This is a genomic window from Chromobacterium haemolyticum (genome assembly GCF_002081825.1).
GTDB lineage: Bacteria > Pseudomonadota > Gammaproteobacteria > Burkholderiales > Chromobacteriaceae > Chromobacterium > Chromobacterium fluminis.
Map to the genome: position 1 here is coordinate 15717 of NZ_MUKU01000014.1, position 16050 is coordinate 31766.

The window sequence follows — 16050 nt, forward strand, 5'->3', positions numbered from 1 at the left end:
TCAAGGTAAGCACGTTCTGAGTGGTTTGCCGTCATAATGAAAAAGCGCGCCGCTTGCGGCGCGCTTTTTCATTTCTTCTGGTTTGGGCGGGGGTCAGCGACGGCGCTGGTCCTGATCGTTGCGAATACGGATCGGAGCCAGTTGGTCCTGGTCTTCCACCGGGCCGCTCAACATCTTGGCAACGACGACCACAGCGGCGATGAGGGCGAATAAAAGCAAAATTTCCATGGCATGGCTCCCCGAGGCTTGACTACAAAATATTGATGATGACGATTGCCGGCGAACAGGCCTGGAAGCAAAGTCGTCTATGGCGGCCCCCTGTGATTTCATTCTGGAACACAAGCCGCCGCAAGCTCAAGTAATAATTTGTGTCGGAAAGTTAAATTTCAAGACGCGCTGCGCTTTAGCGCGCGCATCGCCTGATCGATGCCCTGCAGCGTCAACCCGTACATGCGTCCGGACATCAGCTGGCGCAGCATGTGCAGCGACTGGGTGTAGTCCCAGTGTGCCTCCGGCACCGGGTTGAGCCAGGCGGCGTGCTTGAAGTGGCCAAGCAGGCGGCGCAGCCAGATTTCGCCGGCTTCCTGGTTCATGTGTTCGACGCTGCCGCCGGGGTAACTGATTTCATAGGGGCTCATGGTGGCGTCGCCGACGATGATTAGCTTGTAATCGGCGCCGAAAGTGTGAATCAGATCCCAGGTGGGAAAGGTCTGGGTGTGACGGCGGGCGTTGTCCTTCCACACGGACTCGTAGACGCAGTTGTGGAAGTAGAAATACTCCAGATGCTTGAACTCGGACTTCACTGCCGAGAACAATTCCTCGCAGGCCTTGACGTGATCATCCATCGAGCCGCCGATGTCGAACAGCACCAGCACCTTGACTGCGTTGCGCAGTTCGCGCTGCATGCGCAGGTCCAACATGCCGGCCTTGCTCGCGGTGGCGGCGATGGTGGCGTCCAAATCCAGCACTTCTTCTGCGCCGTCGCGGGCGAACTCGCGCAGCCGGCGCAGCGCGATCTTGAGATTGCGAGTGCCCAGTTCGACCGAGTCGTCGAAATTGCGGAATTCGCGTTGATCCCATACCTTCACCGCGCGACGGTGGCGCGATTCATGTTGACCGATGCGGATGCCGGCCGGATTGTAGCCGAAGGCGCCGAAAGGGCTGGTGCCGCCGGTGCCTATCCATTTATTGCCGCCCTGGTGCCGCTCCTGCTGTTCTTGCAGCCGCTGGCGCAGGGTGTTCATCAATTGCTCCCAGCCCTGCGCTTCCAGCCGGCGCTTGTCCTCTTCGGACAAGTGCTTCTCCACCTGTTTGCGCAGCCAGTCCTCCGGGATGCCGGTTTTCAGCTCGTTCAGCGTATGCGACAGGCCTTTGAAGTGCTTGCCGAACACTTGATCGAAGCGGTCGAAGTGTTTTTCATCCTTGATTAGCGCGGTGCGCGCCAGGTAGTAGAACGCGTCCACATCGCCGAAGGCGACGCGTTTTTGCAGCGCTTCCAGCAAGGTGAGGAATTCTTTCAGCGTGACCGGCAGGCCGGCGTCGCGCAGGGCGTAAAAAAAATCAATCAACATGGCGCGGCTAGAGGGTGACAGCGTGGGTGGGCGATGATATTCTTGTTTTAGAGCTGTGGCTCTAAACAATCGTTCGGATACTGCTATCCTAAGGATAATACAATGAATGCCGCCGCCATGCCCATTTGCCGGGATGATCTTCTGCAAGCGGAGTTTTCCCGCTTGCACCGCCTCAGCCGGGCCTCAGCGTTTCCGCCGCTGGGGCTGCGCCAGGATTGGCTTAAACGCCTGGAGAGCATGTTGCAGGACAATCGTCAGGCTTTCGTCGACGCGATCAGTCAAGACTTCGGCCATCGCAGCGCGGTGGAAACCCGGTTGGCCGAGTTGTTCCCCTCGCTGGAGGCCATACGTTACGCGCGCCGACGGCTGCGTCGCTGGATGCGGCCGGAGCGGCGCGGAGTGTCGCTGTGGTTCCAACCGGCCGGCAATTGCGTGATGCCGCAGCCCTTGGGCGTTATCGGCGTGGTGGTGCCGTGGAACTATCCCTTGTTCCTGGCGCTGGGGCCGGTGGTGTCCGCGCTGGCGGCGGGCAACCGGGTCATGGTGAAGATGTCGGAATACACGCCGGCTACCGGCGCGCTGTTGCAGCGTCTGGCCGCGCGCTATCTGGGGCCCGACGTGATGGCCGTGGTCAACGGAGACGCCGAACTGGCGCAGGATTTCACCAGGCTGCCTTTCGACCATTTGTTCTTCACCGGTTCAACTTCGGTGGGCCGTCATGTGATGCGCGCGGCGGCGGAGAACCTGACGCCGGTGACGCTGGAGTTGGGCGGAAAATCGCCGGTGATCGTCGCTCGGGGCGTCGATTTGCGCCATGCGGCGGAGGCCATCGTCGCCGGCAAGATGTTGAACGCCGGCCAAACCTGCGTGGCGCCGGACTATGTGCTGGTCAACGACAAGGACCGAGAGGCCCTGCTGGAAGAGTTGCGGCGCGCGGCGCGCCGGGCGTATCCAAGTTTGGCGGACAATCCCGATTACAGCGCCATCATCAACGAGCGCCATTGCCAGCGTCTGCTGCAATGGCTGGAAGAGGCGCGCGCGGCCGGCGCCGAGGTGGAACAGATCAACCCGGCGGCGGAGGACTGGCGGCCCAGCCGCAAATTTCCGCTAACCCTGGTGCAGGGCTGCCCGGAGGACGCGACTTTGTTGCGGGAGGAGATTTTCGGGCCGATTCTGCCGGTGCTGAGCTACGACAAATTCGACGAGGCGCTGGCCTACGTCAACGCGCGGCCGCGGCCGCTGGCCTTGTATCTGTTCGACAGGGATACGCTGCGCATCGAGAAAACCTTGCGCGAAACCGTGTCGGGCGGGGTGGCGATCAACGACATCGCCCTGCAGGTGGTGCAGGAGGACTTGCCTTTCGGCGGCGTCGGTCCGTCCGGCATGGGGCATTGCCACGCCAAGGAGGGTTTCATGGCGTTTTCCAAGCTCAAGCCGGTGTTCCGGCAAAGCCGCTGGGCCGGCACCGCCTTGACGCGCGCGCCTTACGGGGCCGGCGTGGAGAGGTTGTTGAAATGGATGTTGCGCTGAGATGCTGAGCCGTCGTCAGTTGCTCAAAACCGGCCTGGGCGGCGCCGCGGCTTTGGCGCTGGCCACCTTGCTAGCCTCGCCGCAGCCGGAAGGCCCGGTGGAAGACTGGGCCGCGTCCTTGAAATTACGTGCCTTGACGCCGCGAGACGCTCAGTTGCTGGCGGCGATTGCCCCTGCCGTCTTGGGCCCGGGCATCGCGCCGCCAGAGGACGTGGTGCGTGGCGTGGATCGTGCGGTAGCCGGCTTGCTGCCGGCCATGCGGGCCGAGCTGCGTCAGTTGCTGGATCTGCTCGGCAACCCTTGGGGGCGACGCTGGATCGCCGGCGTGGCTACGCCGTGGAGGCAAGCGTCGGCCGAGGACGTCGCCGCCTTTCTGCAGCGCTGGCGAGGCAGCGCGTTTCCCCTGTTGCGCAGCGGCTACCAGGCCTTGCACCAATTGTTGAACGCGGCCTGGTACGGCAATCCGGCTAGCTGGCCGGCGCTGGGCTATCGTCAGCCGGCGGCGGTGATGGAGATGCTGCCGTGAGCCGCGCGACGATACCCGATCCGGTGGCGGCCGGCGTCGCCGCGGGTTGGAAGACGCTGGACGGCGCGACCTTGCCCGATCTGGAGTTGCGGGCGGACGTGGTGATTGTCGGCAGCGGGGCCGGCGGGGGCATGGCAGCCGAGCAATTAGCCGCGGCCGGGCTGGACGTATTGCTGCTGGAAGAAGGCGGTTTGTACAGCTCGCGAGATTTCCGCCTGCTGGAAGCCAAGGCCTATCCTGAGCTGTATCAGGAGTCCGCCTGTCGCAAAACGGCGGACAAGGGGATTTCCATCTTGCAGGGGAAGGCCGTTGGGGGGAGTACCGTGGTGAACTGGACCAGCTCCTTCCGCACGCCGCCGGACACCTTGAGCTGGTGGCGGGACCGGCACCGCTTGGGCGGCGTCAGCGAGGAGGCGATGCGGCCGTGGTTCGAGCAGGCCGAGGCGAGGTTGGGCGTTGCCGACTGGCTGCCGGATCCGAATCCCAACAACGCGGCGCTTGCTCGTGGTTGCGAGGCCTTGGGCATTGCCCATAAGCGCATCCGCCGCAATGTTCGCGGTTGCTGGAATCTGGGCTATTGCGGCATGGGCTGCCCCACCAACGCCAAGCAGTCGATGCTAGTGACGACGATCCCGGCGGCTTTGGAGCACGGGGCCAGGCTGATCAGCCGCGCTCGGGTCGACCGCTTGCGCGCCAATGCAGGCAGGACTCGGCTGGAGGGGCTGGAAGGGCGCTTTCTGGCGGCGGACGGGGTGGGCGAAACCGGTCGTCGTTTCAAGGTGACGGCGGCTCAGGTGGTGCTGGCTGCCGGCGCCATCGGTTCGCCGGCCATCCTGCTGCGCAGCGGCCTGATCGATCCGGGAGGGCATACCGGGGCGCGGACCTTTCTACACCCGGTGCTGCTGTCCGCGGCGCTTATGCCTGAGCCGGTAGAGCCGTTCAACGGGGCGCCGCAGACGGTGTACAGCGACTACTTCATGCATGAGCATGCTTTGGACGGCCCCTTGGGCTACAAGCTGGAAGTGCCGCCCATCCACCCCTTGCTGGCCAGCATCACTTTTCCCGGTTTCGGCGCGGCGCAATCGGCTTTGCTGCGTCGCTTGCCGCATATGCACGCGACGCTGGCCTTGTTGCGGGACGGCTTCCATACGGAAAGCCGCGGCGGCCAGGTGCGCTTGCGAGGCGACGGCTCGCCGGAGCTGGACTATCCCTTGAACGAGGTGGTATGGGAGGGCGCGCGCCGCGCCTGGTTGAGCATGGCCGAGATCCAGTTCGCGGCCGGCGCGCGACAGGTGCTGACGGTGCACGAGCAGGCCGGCCTGGCCCGCAGTTGGAGCGAGGCTCGGACAATGATAGCGGGGCTGGCGCTCAAGCCCTTGCTGGCCAAGGTGGTCAGCGCTCATGTGATGGGCGGGCTGGCGATGTCGGGAGACGCCGAGTCCGGGGTAGTGGACGAGTGGGGGAGGCATTGGCAGCTGGGCAATCTGACCGTGGTGGACGGCTCGGTGTTTCCCAGCAGCGTCGGCGCTAATCCGCAGCTGTCCGTCTACGCTTTCGCGCTGCGTTCAGTGGCGGCGCTATTGCAACGCATGCGGGCGGCGGGGGGCTGAGAAGCGGAGAGGCAAGAAAAAAGGGACCGCGAGGTCCCTTTTTGCGCGACGCTGCCAGGCAGCGGCGAATCAGGCGAAGTTCTTGGCGACGAAGTCCCAGTTCACCAGCTTCCAGAAGCTGTCCATATAGTTCGGGCGGCTGTTGCGGTAATCGATATAATACGCGTGCTCCCACACATCACAGGTCAGCAGCGGCTTTTTGTCGGTGGTCAGCGGGGTGGCGGCGTTGCTGGTGGATACCAGGTCCAGCGAGCCGTCGGTGTTCTTCACCAGCCAGGCCCAGCCGGAGCCGAAGGTGCCGATGGCGGTTTGGGTGAAGGCTTTCTTGAATTCGTCGTAGGAACCCCATTTGGCGTTGATGGCGTCGGCCAGCGCGCCTGCGGGCTTGCGCTCTTCGCCGGCGTTGGGGGCGAAGCCCAGCCAGTAGAAGGTGTGGTTCCATACTTGGGCCGCGTTGTTGAAAATGCCGCCGGAGGATTTCTTCACGATCTCTTCCAGGGAGGCGTTTTCAAACTCGGTGCCCTTGATCAGGTTGTTCAGGTTGGTGATGTAGGTCTGATGATGCTTGCCGTAGTGGAATTCCAGGGTTTCCTTGGAAATGTGCGGGGCAAGCGCGTCCAGCGCGTACGGCAGTTCCGGCAGTTTGTGTTCCATTATGCTCTCCTTGTTGAGAAAGTAAGCCGCATAAGCGGATGCTTTAGCCGCAAGTTTACTGGATTAAGCCGTTGGTCGCCAATAGTTGACTAAAAAAGTAAAGTAAGGATGAACGCCATTGCAGTATGATGTTATTGTCATCGGCGCCGGCGCCGCCGGCCTGATGTGCGCGGCCACGGCCGGCCAGCGCGGCCGCCGCGTATTATTGCTGGACCATGCGCGTAAGCTGGCGGAGAAGATTCGCATTTCAGGCGGCGGCCGCTGCAATTTCACTAATCTCCACGCCCGTTTCGACTGTTATCTGTCGGCCAATCCCCATTTTTGTCGCTCGGCGCTGGCGCAGTACACACCTCAGGATTTTATCGCCATGGTGGAGCGCCACGGCATTGGCTATCACGAGAAGAAGCTGGGCCAGTTGTTTTGCGACGACGGCAGCGAGCGCATCATCGCGATGCTGGACGAGGAGTGCCGGCTGGGCGGGGTGGATAGGCGGATGGAGACGCAGATTCTGAAAGTGAGCCGAGAAGCGGACGGTTTCGCGCTGGACACCGGCGCCGGCGGTTTCCGCGCGACCTCGCTGGTGGTGGCGACCGGCGGTTTGTCGATTCCGCAGATCGGCGCGACGCCATTCGGCTACCAGTTGGCCGAGCAGTTCGGCCTGGAACTGACGCCTCTGACGCCGGCCCTGGTGCCGCTGACCTTCCACGTGGAGGACGCGGAAGCGTTTGCGCCGCTGGCCGGTGTGTCCTTGGAGGTGGAGGCGCGCGCCGGCAAGGGCCGCTTCCGCGAGAACGTGTTGTTCACCCACAAGGGCGTGTCCGGCCCGGCCATCCTGCAAGCGTCGTCTTATTGGCAGCCCGGCATGGCCCTGGAACTGGATTTGCTGCCGGACGCGGACGCGGCGGCCTGGCTGGAGCAAAAGGCCGGCAGCGAGCAGCTTATCGCCAACGCGCTGGCTGAGTTCGGCTGGCCCAAGCGCTTCGCCGAGGCCTGGCTTGAGCGCGAGGGCTGCAATAAGCGGCTGAAGGACTTGTCGCCCAAGCAGCGTCAGCAGCTGGCCGAGCGCTTGCACGGCTGGCGGGTCAAGCCCAACGGCACCCAAGGCTATAAAAAGGCCGAGGTGACGCTGGGCGGGGTGTCGACCAAGGCGCTGTCATCCAAGACCATGATGGCCAACGCGGTGCCCGGCCTGTTCTTCATCGGCGAGGTGGTGGACGTCACCGGCTGGCTGGGCGGCTACAATTTCCAGTGGGCCTGGTCGTCAGGCTATGTGGCCGGGATGCATTGCTGATCTTGGAGCCTGTTTATGATCTCGTGAGCCAAGGCGAGACAAGGCGAAAACGGCTGAAAAAGCGGAGTGTACATACGGTACATGAGCATTTTGGAGATATTTTCAACGCCGTATCGCCGACGCGTAGCAGATCGTAAACAGGTTCTTAGTCCGCCGCCAGGAACCACACGTTCTGGATCTTGCCGTCGATGATTTCATAGACGGCCGCCACTTCGAAGGGCTGCTCGGCCACGCCGCTGACGCGTTCGTGGTCTATCACCTTGTTGCCGAACTCGATGCGCTTGACCAGCTCCGCGTGCAAGCCGGGGAGGGCAAAGCGCTGGGTGGCGTAGAAATCGCCAAGCGCGGCCTTGCCTTGCAAGCTGGCTTCCGCGCCGGGCAGCCGGTACACCGTCACGTCGTCGGCGTAGACGGCGAGAAAGGCTTCCAACTGGCGTTGGTTGTAGGCGTCGAGTTGCTGTTGGACGAGGGCGGCGGGCGTCATGGCGGCTCCTGTGGAATGAGCTTTCGATGCTGGAGCCGCGCGGGGCGCTTGTCAACGCATGCTCAGCGAGTGGCGGTTTCGGGTTAAAATCTGGTTTTGCCTGATCCAGGCTTGCTTTATTCGCGCGGCCAGGCCGCGCCATCACTCCGAGTCTACATGACTGAATCGTACGAAAATTTTGACAGCGAGATGGCGGCGATTCGCACGCCGCCTCATTCGATTGAAGCCGAACAATCGGTGCTGGGCGGCTTGTTGCTGGACAACAGCGCCTGGGACAAGATCGCCGACGTGGTGTCCGAGGCGGACTTTTACCGCCATGACCACCGACTGATCTACAAGCATGTGGCCAGGCTGGTGGAGCTGGCGCGACCTGCCGACGTGGTTACCGTTTCCGAGAGCCTGGACAAGAACGGCGAGCTGGGCAATGTCGGCGGCTTGTCCTACCTGGCCACGCTGGCACAGAACACGCCGTCCGCGGCCAATATCCGCCGCTACGCCGAGATCGTGCGCGAGCGCTCCATCATGCGCCAGCTGGCGCTGGTGGGCACCGAGATTGTCGAAGCCGCTTATGCGCCGATGGGGCGCGACGCCTCGCAACTGCTGGACGAGGCCGAGGGCAAAGTGTTCCAGATCGCCGAATCCACCGCCAAATCCAAGCAGGGCTTCCTGGAAATGCCGGGCCTGCTGAAGGAGGTGGTGGAGCGCATCGACATGCTCTACAGCCGAGAGAACCCGGACGAGGTCACCGGCGTGCCCACCGGCTTCATCGATCTGGACGCCAAGACCTCAGGCCTGCAAGCGGGCGATCTGATCATCGTCGCCGGCCGTCCGTCCATGGGCAAGACCGCGTTCTCGATGAATATCGCCGAGCACGTGGCGGTGGAGCAGCATTTGCCGGTGGCGGTGTTTTCCATGGAGATGGGCGGCACGCAGCTGGTGATGCGTATGCTGGGTTCGGTGGGGCGGCTGGATCAGCACACGCTGCGCACCGGCAAGCTGGGCGACGACGACTGGCAGAAGCTGACTTACGCGATAGGCAAGCTGTCCGAGGCGCCAATGTACATCGACGAAACCGCGGCGCTGACCGCGCTGGAAGTGCGCGCCCGCGCGCGCCGGCTGGCGCGCCAGCACGGCGGCAAGCTGGGTCTGATTGTGATCGACTACTTGCAGCTGATGTCGGGCTCGGGCCGCGGAGACAACCGCACCGCCGAGCTGGGCGAGATTTCGCGCGGCCTGAAAGGCCTGGCCAAGGAGCTGCAGGTGCCGGTGATCGCGCTGTCCCAGCTGTCCCGGGCGGTGGAGCAGCGTCCCAATAAGCGGCCGATGATGTCGGACTTGCGGGAATCCGGCGCGATTGAGCAGGATGCCGACTTGATCGTCTTCATGTACCGGGAAGAGTATTACAACCCGGAGAACCAGGAAGTGAAGGGCCTGGCCGAGGCCATCATCGGCAAGCACCGTAACGGTCCCACCGGCGCGGTGCGGCTGGCCTTCGTCGGCAAGTACGCCAAGTTCGACAATGCCGCCACGCTGGGCGTCAGCGGTTGGGCGGACAGCGACTCCTAAGAACCTGTTTACGATCTGCTGCGCGTCGGCGATACGGCGTTGAAAATGGTTTCGAAATGCTCATGTACCGTCTGTACACTCCGCTTTCTCAACCGTTTTCGCCTTGTCTCGCCTTAGCTCGCGAGATCGTAAACACGTTCTAAGATGGTTCTGTGAGCATACGAGGCATTCCATGAGCTTTTTCGACAAGCATGTATTCATCTGCTGTAATCAGCGCGCCGGCTGCGAGGATTGCTGCAACAATCACGGTTCCAGCGAACTGTTGGGCTATATGAAAGACAAGGTCAAGGCGCTGGGCCTGGCCGGCGAGGGCAAGATCCGCGTCAACAAGGCGGGCTGTCTTGGGCGCTGCGACGACGGTCCGGTGATGGTGGTGTACCCGGAGGAGACTTGGTACACCTTCGTCGATAAGGAAGATATCGACGAAATCGTCGCCGAGCACATGGTGGGCGGGCGCGTGGTGGAAAGGTTGAAGATCTGATGTTGAAGGCAATGAACAAGCAAGTGGTGGCCGGTCCGGCCGGCGGCTTGGAAACCATCGTGGTGTCGGCTCAGGGCGAGGCGCGCGGCATCGCGGTGATCTGCCATCCCAACCCGCTGCAGGGTGGCAGCAACACCAACAAGGTGGTGCAGACCGCGGCCAAGGCCTTGTCGCAGCTGGGCTATGTCTGCTATTGCCCGAATCTGCGCGGCGTGGGCGACAGCGAGGGGCAGCACGATTTCGGCTTGGGCGAGGTGGAGGATGTGATTGCGGTGGTGGAACACGCGCGCCGCGAGCAGGGCGATTTGCCGCTGGCGCTGGCGGGCTTTTCCTTTGGCGGCTTCGTCGCCGCGCGCACCCGCGCGCGCATTGAGGCGGATAAATTGCTGCTGATGGGCGTGGCGGTGGGCAAGTACGAGACCCCTACGCCGGAAGTGCCGGCCGACACGTTGCTGATTCACGGCGAGGAGGATGAGGTGATTCCGCTGTCCGCGGTGATGGATTGGGCCCGACCGCAAGGCTTGCCGGTAGTGGTGTTTCCCGGCGCAGGCCATTTCTTCCATGGCCGGCTGGTGCAGCTGGCGCAGACGATTCAACGCTGCTGGTGAGGCGTCTTCAGGCTCCGGCGCAAAAAAACCGGTCATCCATGCGATGGCCGGTTTTTTTTATCAGCGGTGCAGTTCGCCCGCGGCTTCTGGCTGGAACGTGATCTCCAGCACCTTCAGGCGGATGCTGCCGGCCGGGGTTGGCCAGTCAATGCTTTGGCCGACGGACAGGCCCAGCAAGGCGGCGCCGATGGGCGCCAGTACCGAGATCTTGCCCTGTTCGCTGTCCGCTTCGCGGGGGTAGACCAGGGTCAGGGTTTTTTCCTGGGCGTTGTCGAGCTGGACCCGCGCGCAGCTGTTCATGGTGATGATGCCGGCGGGCATGGCGGAGGGCTCCACCACATCGGCGCGCTCCAGCTCGGCTTCCAGCGCGGCCGCGGTGGGGTGGCCGCTCTCGCAATCCTCCAGCAGCGCGGCGATGCGCTCATAGTCCAAAGAGGACACCGTGATGGCCGGGCTTGTCGACATATGCAACTCCTTCAGATAGACAAAGGGCACCGCAGGGTGCCCGATGATTTATTGCGCGAAAAGCGTGTGTGCCAATGATATCGCTTGTAACCGCGTGTAACAAGGCTTGGCGGCTCAATCGCCAGGAATACTGGGCTTTGGGCCGGGCTTGTAGTATGACCTGGGCATTCAGCCTAGCAGCGACAGCGCCGCGCGGGGGCCGACATTGGCCTGAGCCTGGGCGGCGAGGCCGGTTTGCCCCAGGATCTGTTTGGCCGCCAGTTGCGCCGTGGCGGCGGCGAAGTCGGTGTCGCTGATGCGGCTATTGGCGGCGGCGGTGTTGAGCGAGGCGGTTTGCAGGTTGTTGATGCTGGCTTCGAAGCGGTTGCTGATCGAGCCCAGGGTGCTGCGAGTGTTGGCCAGGGTGTTCAGATCGGTGTTGGTGCTTTGCTGCGCGGCCAGCGCGCCGGCCTGGGTGCTGATGTCTATGGTGCCGGTGGCGTTCAGATTGGCGTTGTAGCTGTTGAGCCCGCCGCTGGCCGGCGCGGCGGACAGATTGACGCCGGATATGTTCACTTGGTTGTCCGCGCTGCCGTTGGGGCCCACCTGGAAGGTGGTGGAGGCGTTGCTGTTCAGTAGCGGGGTGCCGTTGAATTCGGTGCTTTGCACGATGGCGGAATTGGCCTGGGTCAGCTGGTCCACCTGCTGCTGCAGCGCCTGACGGTTGCTGGCGCTGAGCGCGCCGTTGCCGGCTTGAATCGCCAGTTCCTGGATTTGTTGGGTGTTGCTTTGTAGCTGGTTGAGGGCGCCGTCGGCGGTCTGGGCCAGCGAGATGCCGTCGTTGGCGTTGTTGATCGCCTGATTGTTGCCGTTGATCTGGGCCAGCAGCGCTTCGGAGATGGCGGCGTTGGCCGGGTTGTTGGCGGCGTTGTCGGTGGTTTTGCCGGCCGAGAGTTGGGCCAGCAGCTTGTCTTTGGCTTTCTGGGTCTGGTTCAGCTGGTTCTGCCCCTGAAGCGCGCTCAGATTGCTATTGATGGTCAGTGCCATGGCCGGCTCCTGCTGGATGTGGTTTCACTTCTTCAGTGTAAGAAAGCGCGCGGGGCAGGGCAAGCTGGGTTTTGGGTAAAGTCGCGCCGCGTCTGATGGCGCGGGCATGGGCGTGAAAAAGCCCGGCGGCGCCGGGCTGATGATTGAGCATTCGTTTTATTTGCCGGGCTTGGGCGGCGTGCCGGCGGACTGGGTCAGGATTTCGTAGCCGCTGTCGGTGACCAGCACGGTGTGCTCCCATTGCGCGGACAGGCTGCGGTCCTTGGTGACCACGGTCCAGCCGTCGCCCAGCATGCGCAGGTGGCGCTTGCCCTGGTTGATCATCGGCTCGATGGTGAAGATCATGCCGGCCTGCAACTCCAGCCCGGTGCCGGGGCGGCCGTAGTGCAGCACTTGCGGCTCTTCGTGGAATTTTGTGCCGATGCCGTGGCCGCAGAATTCCTGCACCACGCTGTAACCGGAGTTTTCCGCGTGCTGCTGGACGGCGTAGCCGATGTCGCCCAGCGTGGCGCCCGGCTTGACCTTGTCTATGCCGCGCCACATGCATTCGTAGGTCACGCGGGACAGGCGGCGGGCGTGTTCGCTGACGTTGCCGACGTGGTACATGCGGCTGGTGTCGCCGTGGTAGCCGTCCTTGATCACGGTGACGTCCAGATTCATGATGTCGCCGCTTTTCAGGGGCTTGTCGTTCGGGATGCCGTGGCAAATCACGTGGTTGACCGAGGTGCATACCGATTTGGGATACGGATTGTGACCGTCCGGCGCGTAGTTCAGCGGCGCCGGGATCGCGCCCTGCTCATTGACGATGTAGTCGTGGCACAGCTTGTCGATGGCCTCGGTGGTGACGCCGGGCTTGATGAAGGGGGTGATGTAGTCGAGGACTTCCGACGCCAGGCGGCCGGCGATCCGCATCTTTTCGATGTCTTGGGCGGTTTTTAGTTGGATGCTCATGGGGTTCTGGTGATATGCGTGTCTGCGGCTAATGAGACGTATTCTAGCAAAAACGCCCCCGGCCCGGCAGTGCTTGTCGGGCTGGGGGCGCGTTGGCGTTCAAATCAGGCGCATCTTGAACTGCTTGCCCTTGATCTTGCAGGCGGACAGACGCTCCAGCGCTTGCTCGGCGATGGCGCGGTCCAGCGCCACGAAGCTGGCGAATTCGAAGATGTTGATCTTGCCGATCTGGGCGCCGGTAAAGCCGGCGTCGCCGGTCAGCGCGCCGAGGATGTCGCCGGGGCGCAGCTTTTCACGCTTGCCGCCGGCGATTTCCAGCGTGACCATGGGCGGCAGGAGTTGGCCGCCGGGAGCCGGGGTCAACTGGTCCAGCTTGGCCCAGGTCAGCGGCGCCTGCTGATAGCTTTCAATCAGCGCCAGCCGCTTGTCGTCGTTGTCGGTGGCCAGGGTCAGCGCCAGGCCCATCGCCTCGCCGCGGCCGGTGCGGCCGATGCGGTGGATGTGGATTTCCGGATCATGAGTGACGTCGACGTTGATCACCAGATCCAGTTCCTTGATGTCCAGGCCCCGCGCGGCGACGTCGGTGGCCACCAGCACGGTGGCGCTCTTGTTGGCGAAGCGCAGCAGGATCTGGTCGCGCTCGCGTTGCTCAAGGTCGCCGTACAGCGCCAGCGCGTTGAAGCCGCGGGCCTGCAGGTCGCGCACCAGCTCCTTGCAGCGTTCCTTGGTGTTGCAGAAGGCCAGCGCGGAAGTCGGGCGCAGGTGTCGCAGAATCGTGGTGACGGTTTCCAGCCGCTGTTCCGGCTTGATTTTGTAGAACCATTGTTCGATGCGCCCGCTGTCGTGCAGCGATTCCACCTGGATTTCCTGCGGGCGGCGCATGAATTGAGCGCTGATCTTGCGGATGTCTTCCGGGTAGGTGGCGGAGAACATCAAGGTTTGGCGCTGGCGCGGGCAGGCGCGCACGATGCCGACGATTTCCTCGATGAAGCCCATATCCACCATGCGGTCGGCCTCGTCCAGCACCAGAGTGCCGACGCCGGACAGATTCAGCGAGCCGCGGAACAAGTGGTCCTGCAACCGGCCCGGGGTGCCCACCACGATGTGGGCGCCGTGCTCCAGCGAGCCGATCTGCGGTCCCATGGGGCTGCCGCCGGTCAGGGTCACCACTTTGATATTGTCTATGCTGCGCGCCAGCCGGCGGATTTCCTGCGCCACTTGGTCGGCCAGTTCGCGAGTGGGGCAGAGCACCAGAGCCTGAACGCCGAACCAGCGCGGATTCAGCCGCGCGAGGATGCCCAAGCCGAAAGCCGCCGTCTTGCCGCTGCCGGTCTTGGCCTGGGCGATCAGGTCTTGGCCGTCCAGGATCGCCGGCAGGCTGGCGGCCTGGATGGCGGTCATGCTGTGGTAGCCCAGGCTATCCAGATTGGACAATAGGGCGGCGGGCAGGGGCAGAACGGAGAAAGCGGCTTTTTTCACAATGACTTGGCGTATAACGGTATCGGGCTGCGAGTGTAACAGGCCGGCGGCCAACGGCCAAATCGGATGTCCGCCGGCGACTGGATTTATACCGTGAAGCGCGATACTGATTCCGTCAGCCGCTGCGCCAATTGCTCCAGTTGCTCGGCGGCGTTCACGGTCTGGCCGATCTCTTGGTCATTGGTTTGAGCCATCTCGGCGATGGCGTCGATGCTGCCGGTCACGGATTGGCTGGCGGCGCGCTGCTGTTCGGTGACAGCGACGATCTGGCGCAGGCCCTGGCGCACCTCGGCGACGGACTGGTTGGCGGCGTCCAGCACGCGGGACACGCTGTCGGCGGACTGGCGGCTGGCGGTCAGCGAAGACAGGCCGGCGTTGACCGCGGCGCGCACCGCGTCGGTTTTCTGGTTGAGCGCGCCGGTCACCGTGTCGATCTCGCTGGCGGAGCGGGCCGATTTCTCAGCCAGCTTGCGTACCTCGTCGGCTACCACCGCGAAACCGCGGCCTTGCTCGCCGGCGCGCGCGGCCTCGATCGCCGCGTTCAAGGCCAGCAGATTGGTCTGTTCGGCGATTTCGCGCACTTCCTTGGTCATATTGGTGATGCTGGAGGTGGCGCTGGCCAGCTCGGTTTCCGCCTGCGCCATCAGCCGCACCGCTTGCTCTGCCTGGCTGATTTCGCGCTGAAGCTGGCTGAGGCTGGTACGGCCGTCCTCGGAGCGCTGCAGGCTCTGGTCGGCCTCGGCGCTGACATCCTCCGCCTTGCCGGCGATTTCACCGATATGGCTGGCCAGTTGCTCCACCGCGTCGGCCGCGGATTGGGATTGACGGTTTTGCTTGTGGGAGCTTTCGGCCAGGTGGGCGGCGCCGTCGGCCAACTGGCGCGAGGACTGCGACACCGCGCCGGCGGAGGCGCCGACATGGCGCACCAGCTCCGCGATGGCGGCCAGCATCTGGTTGAAGCGCTGCGCGGTATCGCCGATTTCGTCGCGGCTGCGCACCGGCAGCCGCCGCGTCAGATCGCCTTCGCCCTGGGCCAACTCCGCGAGGCTGGTCGACATCGCCTGCAGCGGCCGGGTGACGAGGCGGCGCGCCAGCAGGAATACCACGGCCATCAGGGGCAGCGAGGCCAGGATGGCGAACAGAATGCTTTGATCGCGAAAACGGCTGACCGAGGCGTAGGGTTTTTCCAGGGAGACGCGCATGCTGACCACGCCCAGCGGTGTCTTGTCCGCCACCTGGTGGCACATCATGCAGTTCTTGCCCAGGTAGTTGCGCGAGGCCAGCGCGGGGTAGACCACGCGCAAATGCTCGCCCAGCGCCGGGGTGGATTCAATCTGGATATGGGGTTTGCCGTCGCGCAAGGCCTGTTGCTCCACCGTGTCGCCGCTCAGATTCTTGTCGCCGGCGTTGCCAGGGCCGAACTGTTTGCTGACGGCAGGGCCGCGGATCACGCGCAGGTCGCGCACCGCGGAGAGTTCCTTGATCTGGTCCAGAAAAACGTCGCGCTGGCCTACGGTGCCGGTAATCATCATGCCGGTGAGTCCGGCCATGGTCATTTCGTTCATGCTGTGGGCCAGGTCTTGCGCCTGCTCTACCGCGATGTCGCGGCTGACGCTGGTTTCCCAGGCAATCAGCCCGCTCCAGGCCAGTATCAGACAGCACCATACCGCCATGGTCAGTTTCAGCCAGATCGGCCAATCGGAAAATTTGCGCATGCGTGTGCGGACGGCGGGTCCGTTCTCCTGGTGTGTTTGTAGAATCGTGCGATTGCCGCTATAGGTTTATTGAAATGGGTCGCAGCGCGATGG

General features: G+C 63.5%; 16 protein-coding genes. 7 read left to right on the plus strand and 9 right to left on the minus strand.

Features of this window, described 5'->3' with window-relative positions; genetic code table 11:
- Positions 1-93: 93 nt before the first annotated feature.
- Positions 94-228 (minus strand): hypothetical protein, encoded by a 135-nt coding sequence (locus B0T39_RS26210; protein WP_019100128.1) that lies wholly within the window; start codon positions 226-228, stop codon positions 94-96.
- A gap of 158 nt (positions 229-386) precedes the next feature.
- On the minus strand, positions 387-1571 hold the full coding sequence (locus B0T39_RS12470; RefSeq protein WP_081547055.1) for a vWA domain-containing protein: 1185 nt from the start codon (positions 1569-1571) through the stop codon (positions 387-389).
- A 102-nt stretch (positions 1572-1673) separates the two neighbouring features.
- On the opposite strand from B0T39_RS12470, the gene B0T39_RS12475 reads away from it, so the two are divergent.
- The 3 genes from B0T39_RS12475 to B0T39_RS12485 are packed head-to-tail and all read left to right on the plus strand — an operon-like array spanning position 1674 to position 5237.
- Entirely contained in the window at positions 1674-3101 is a 1428-nt protein-coding gene (locus tag B0T39_RS12475; RefSeq protein ID WP_081547057.1) for a coniferyl aldehyde dehydrogenase, read from the plus strand.
- Position 3102: 1 nt separating this feature from the next.
- Positions 3103-3627 (plus strand): twin-arginine translocation signal domain-containing protein, encoded by a 525-nt coding sequence (locus B0T39_RS12480; RefSeq protein ID WP_081547059.1) that lies wholly within the window; start codon positions 3103-3105, stop codon positions 3625-3627.
- A complete protein-coding gene (locus B0T39_RS12485; protein WP_141111205.1) occupies positions 3624-5237 on the plus strand; it encodes a GMC family oxidoreductase in 1614 nt (537 codons plus the stop codon). The genes B0T39_RS12480 and B0T39_RS12485 overlap by 4 nt, the downstream gene beginning before the upstream one ends.
- Before the next feature lie 69 nt (positions 5238-5306).
- On the opposite strand, the gene B0T39_RS12490 is transcribed toward B0T39_RS12485, so the two are convergent.
- Positions 5307-5891, minus strand: a complete 585-nt coding sequence (locus tag B0T39_RS12490; RefSeq protein ID WP_081547061.1) for a superoxide dismutase — start codon at positions 5889-5891, stop codon at positions 5307-5309.
- A gap of 118 nt (positions 5892-6009) precedes the next feature.
- On the opposite strand from B0T39_RS12490, the gene B0T39_RS12495 reads away from it, so the two are divergent.
- Positions 6010-7182 (plus strand): NAD(P)/FAD-dependent oxidoreductase, encoded by a 1173-nt coding sequence (locus B0T39_RS12495; protein ID WP_081547063.1) that lies wholly within the window; start codon positions 6010-6012, stop codon positions 7180-7182.
- Between the two features lie 145 nt (positions 7183-7327).
- Here the strand turns inward: B0T39_RS12495 and B0T39_RS12500 are convergent, their stop codons facing one another.
- On the minus strand, positions 7328-7666 hold the full coding sequence (locus tag B0T39_RS12500; protein WP_081547065.1) for a nuclear transport factor 2 family protein: 339 nt from the start codon (positions 7664-7666) through the stop codon (positions 7328-7330).
- 156 nt (positions 7667-7822) lie between these two features.
- On the opposite strand from B0T39_RS12500, the gene dnaB reads away from it, so the two are divergent.
- The 3 genes from dnaB to B0T39_RS12515 all read left to right on the plus strand — a co-directional run bounded on the left by dnaB (position 7823) and on the right by B0T39_RS12515 (position 10321).
- Positions 7823-9232 (plus strand): replicative DNA helicase, encoded by a 1410-nt coding sequence (gene dnaB, locus B0T39_RS12505; protein WP_081547067.1) that lies wholly within the window; start codon positions 7823-7825, stop codon positions 9230-9232.
- A 172-nt stretch (positions 9233-9404) separates the two neighbouring features.
- Positions 9405-9713, plus strand: coding sequence for a (2Fe-2S) ferredoxin domain-containing protein (locus B0T39_RS12510; protein WP_043590538.1), 309 nt, complete (start codon positions 9405-9407; stop codon positions 9711-9713).
- Positions 9713-10321, plus strand: a complete 609-nt coding sequence (locus B0T39_RS12515; protein ID WP_081547069.1) for an alpha/beta hydrolase — start codon at positions 9713-9715, stop codon at positions 10319-10321. The genes B0T39_RS12510 and B0T39_RS12515 overlap by 1 nt, the downstream gene beginning before the upstream one ends.
- 60 nt (positions 10322-10381) lie before the next feature.
- Here B0T39_RS12515 and rnk read toward each other — a convergent pair whose 3' ends face one another.
- From rnk to B0T39_RS12540, 5 genes are all read right to left on the minus strand, one after another.
- Positions 10382-10786, minus strand: a complete 405-nt coding sequence (gene rnk / locus B0T39_RS12520) for a nucleoside diphosphate kinase regulator (protein WP_081547071.1) — start codon at positions 10784-10786, stop codon at positions 10382-10384.
- A gap of 168 nt (positions 10787-10954) precedes the next feature.
- Positions 10955-11812, minus strand: coding sequence for a flagellin N-terminal helical domain-containing protein (locus B0T39_RS12525; protein WP_081547073.1), 858 nt, complete (start codon positions 11810-11812; stop codon positions 10955-10957).
- A gap of 156 nt (positions 11813-11968) precedes the next feature.
- Positions 11969-12796 carry a type I methionyl aminopeptidase gene (map, locus tag B0T39_RS12530; protein WP_254894549.1) on the minus strand — a complete coding sequence of 276 codons (828 nt, stop codon included), beginning with the start codon at positions 12794-12796 and terminating at the stop codon, positions 11969-11971.
- Between the two features lie 66 nt (positions 12797-12862).
- The gene (dbpA, locus tag B0T39_RS12535; RefSeq protein ID WP_081547242.1) at positions 12863-14242 is read right to left on the minus strand and encodes an ATP-dependent RNA helicase DbpA; all 1380 of its coding nucleotides are present in this window, start codon (positions 14240-14242) and stop codon (positions 12863-12865) included.
- Between the two features lie 86 nt (positions 14243-14328).
- Complete coding sequence (locus B0T39_RS12540; RefSeq protein WP_081547077.1) at positions 14329-15957, minus strand: methyl-accepting chemotaxis protein; 1629 nt, start codon at positions 15955-15957, stop codon at positions 14329-14331.
- Between the last annotated feature and the right edge of the window lie 93 nt (positions 15958-16050).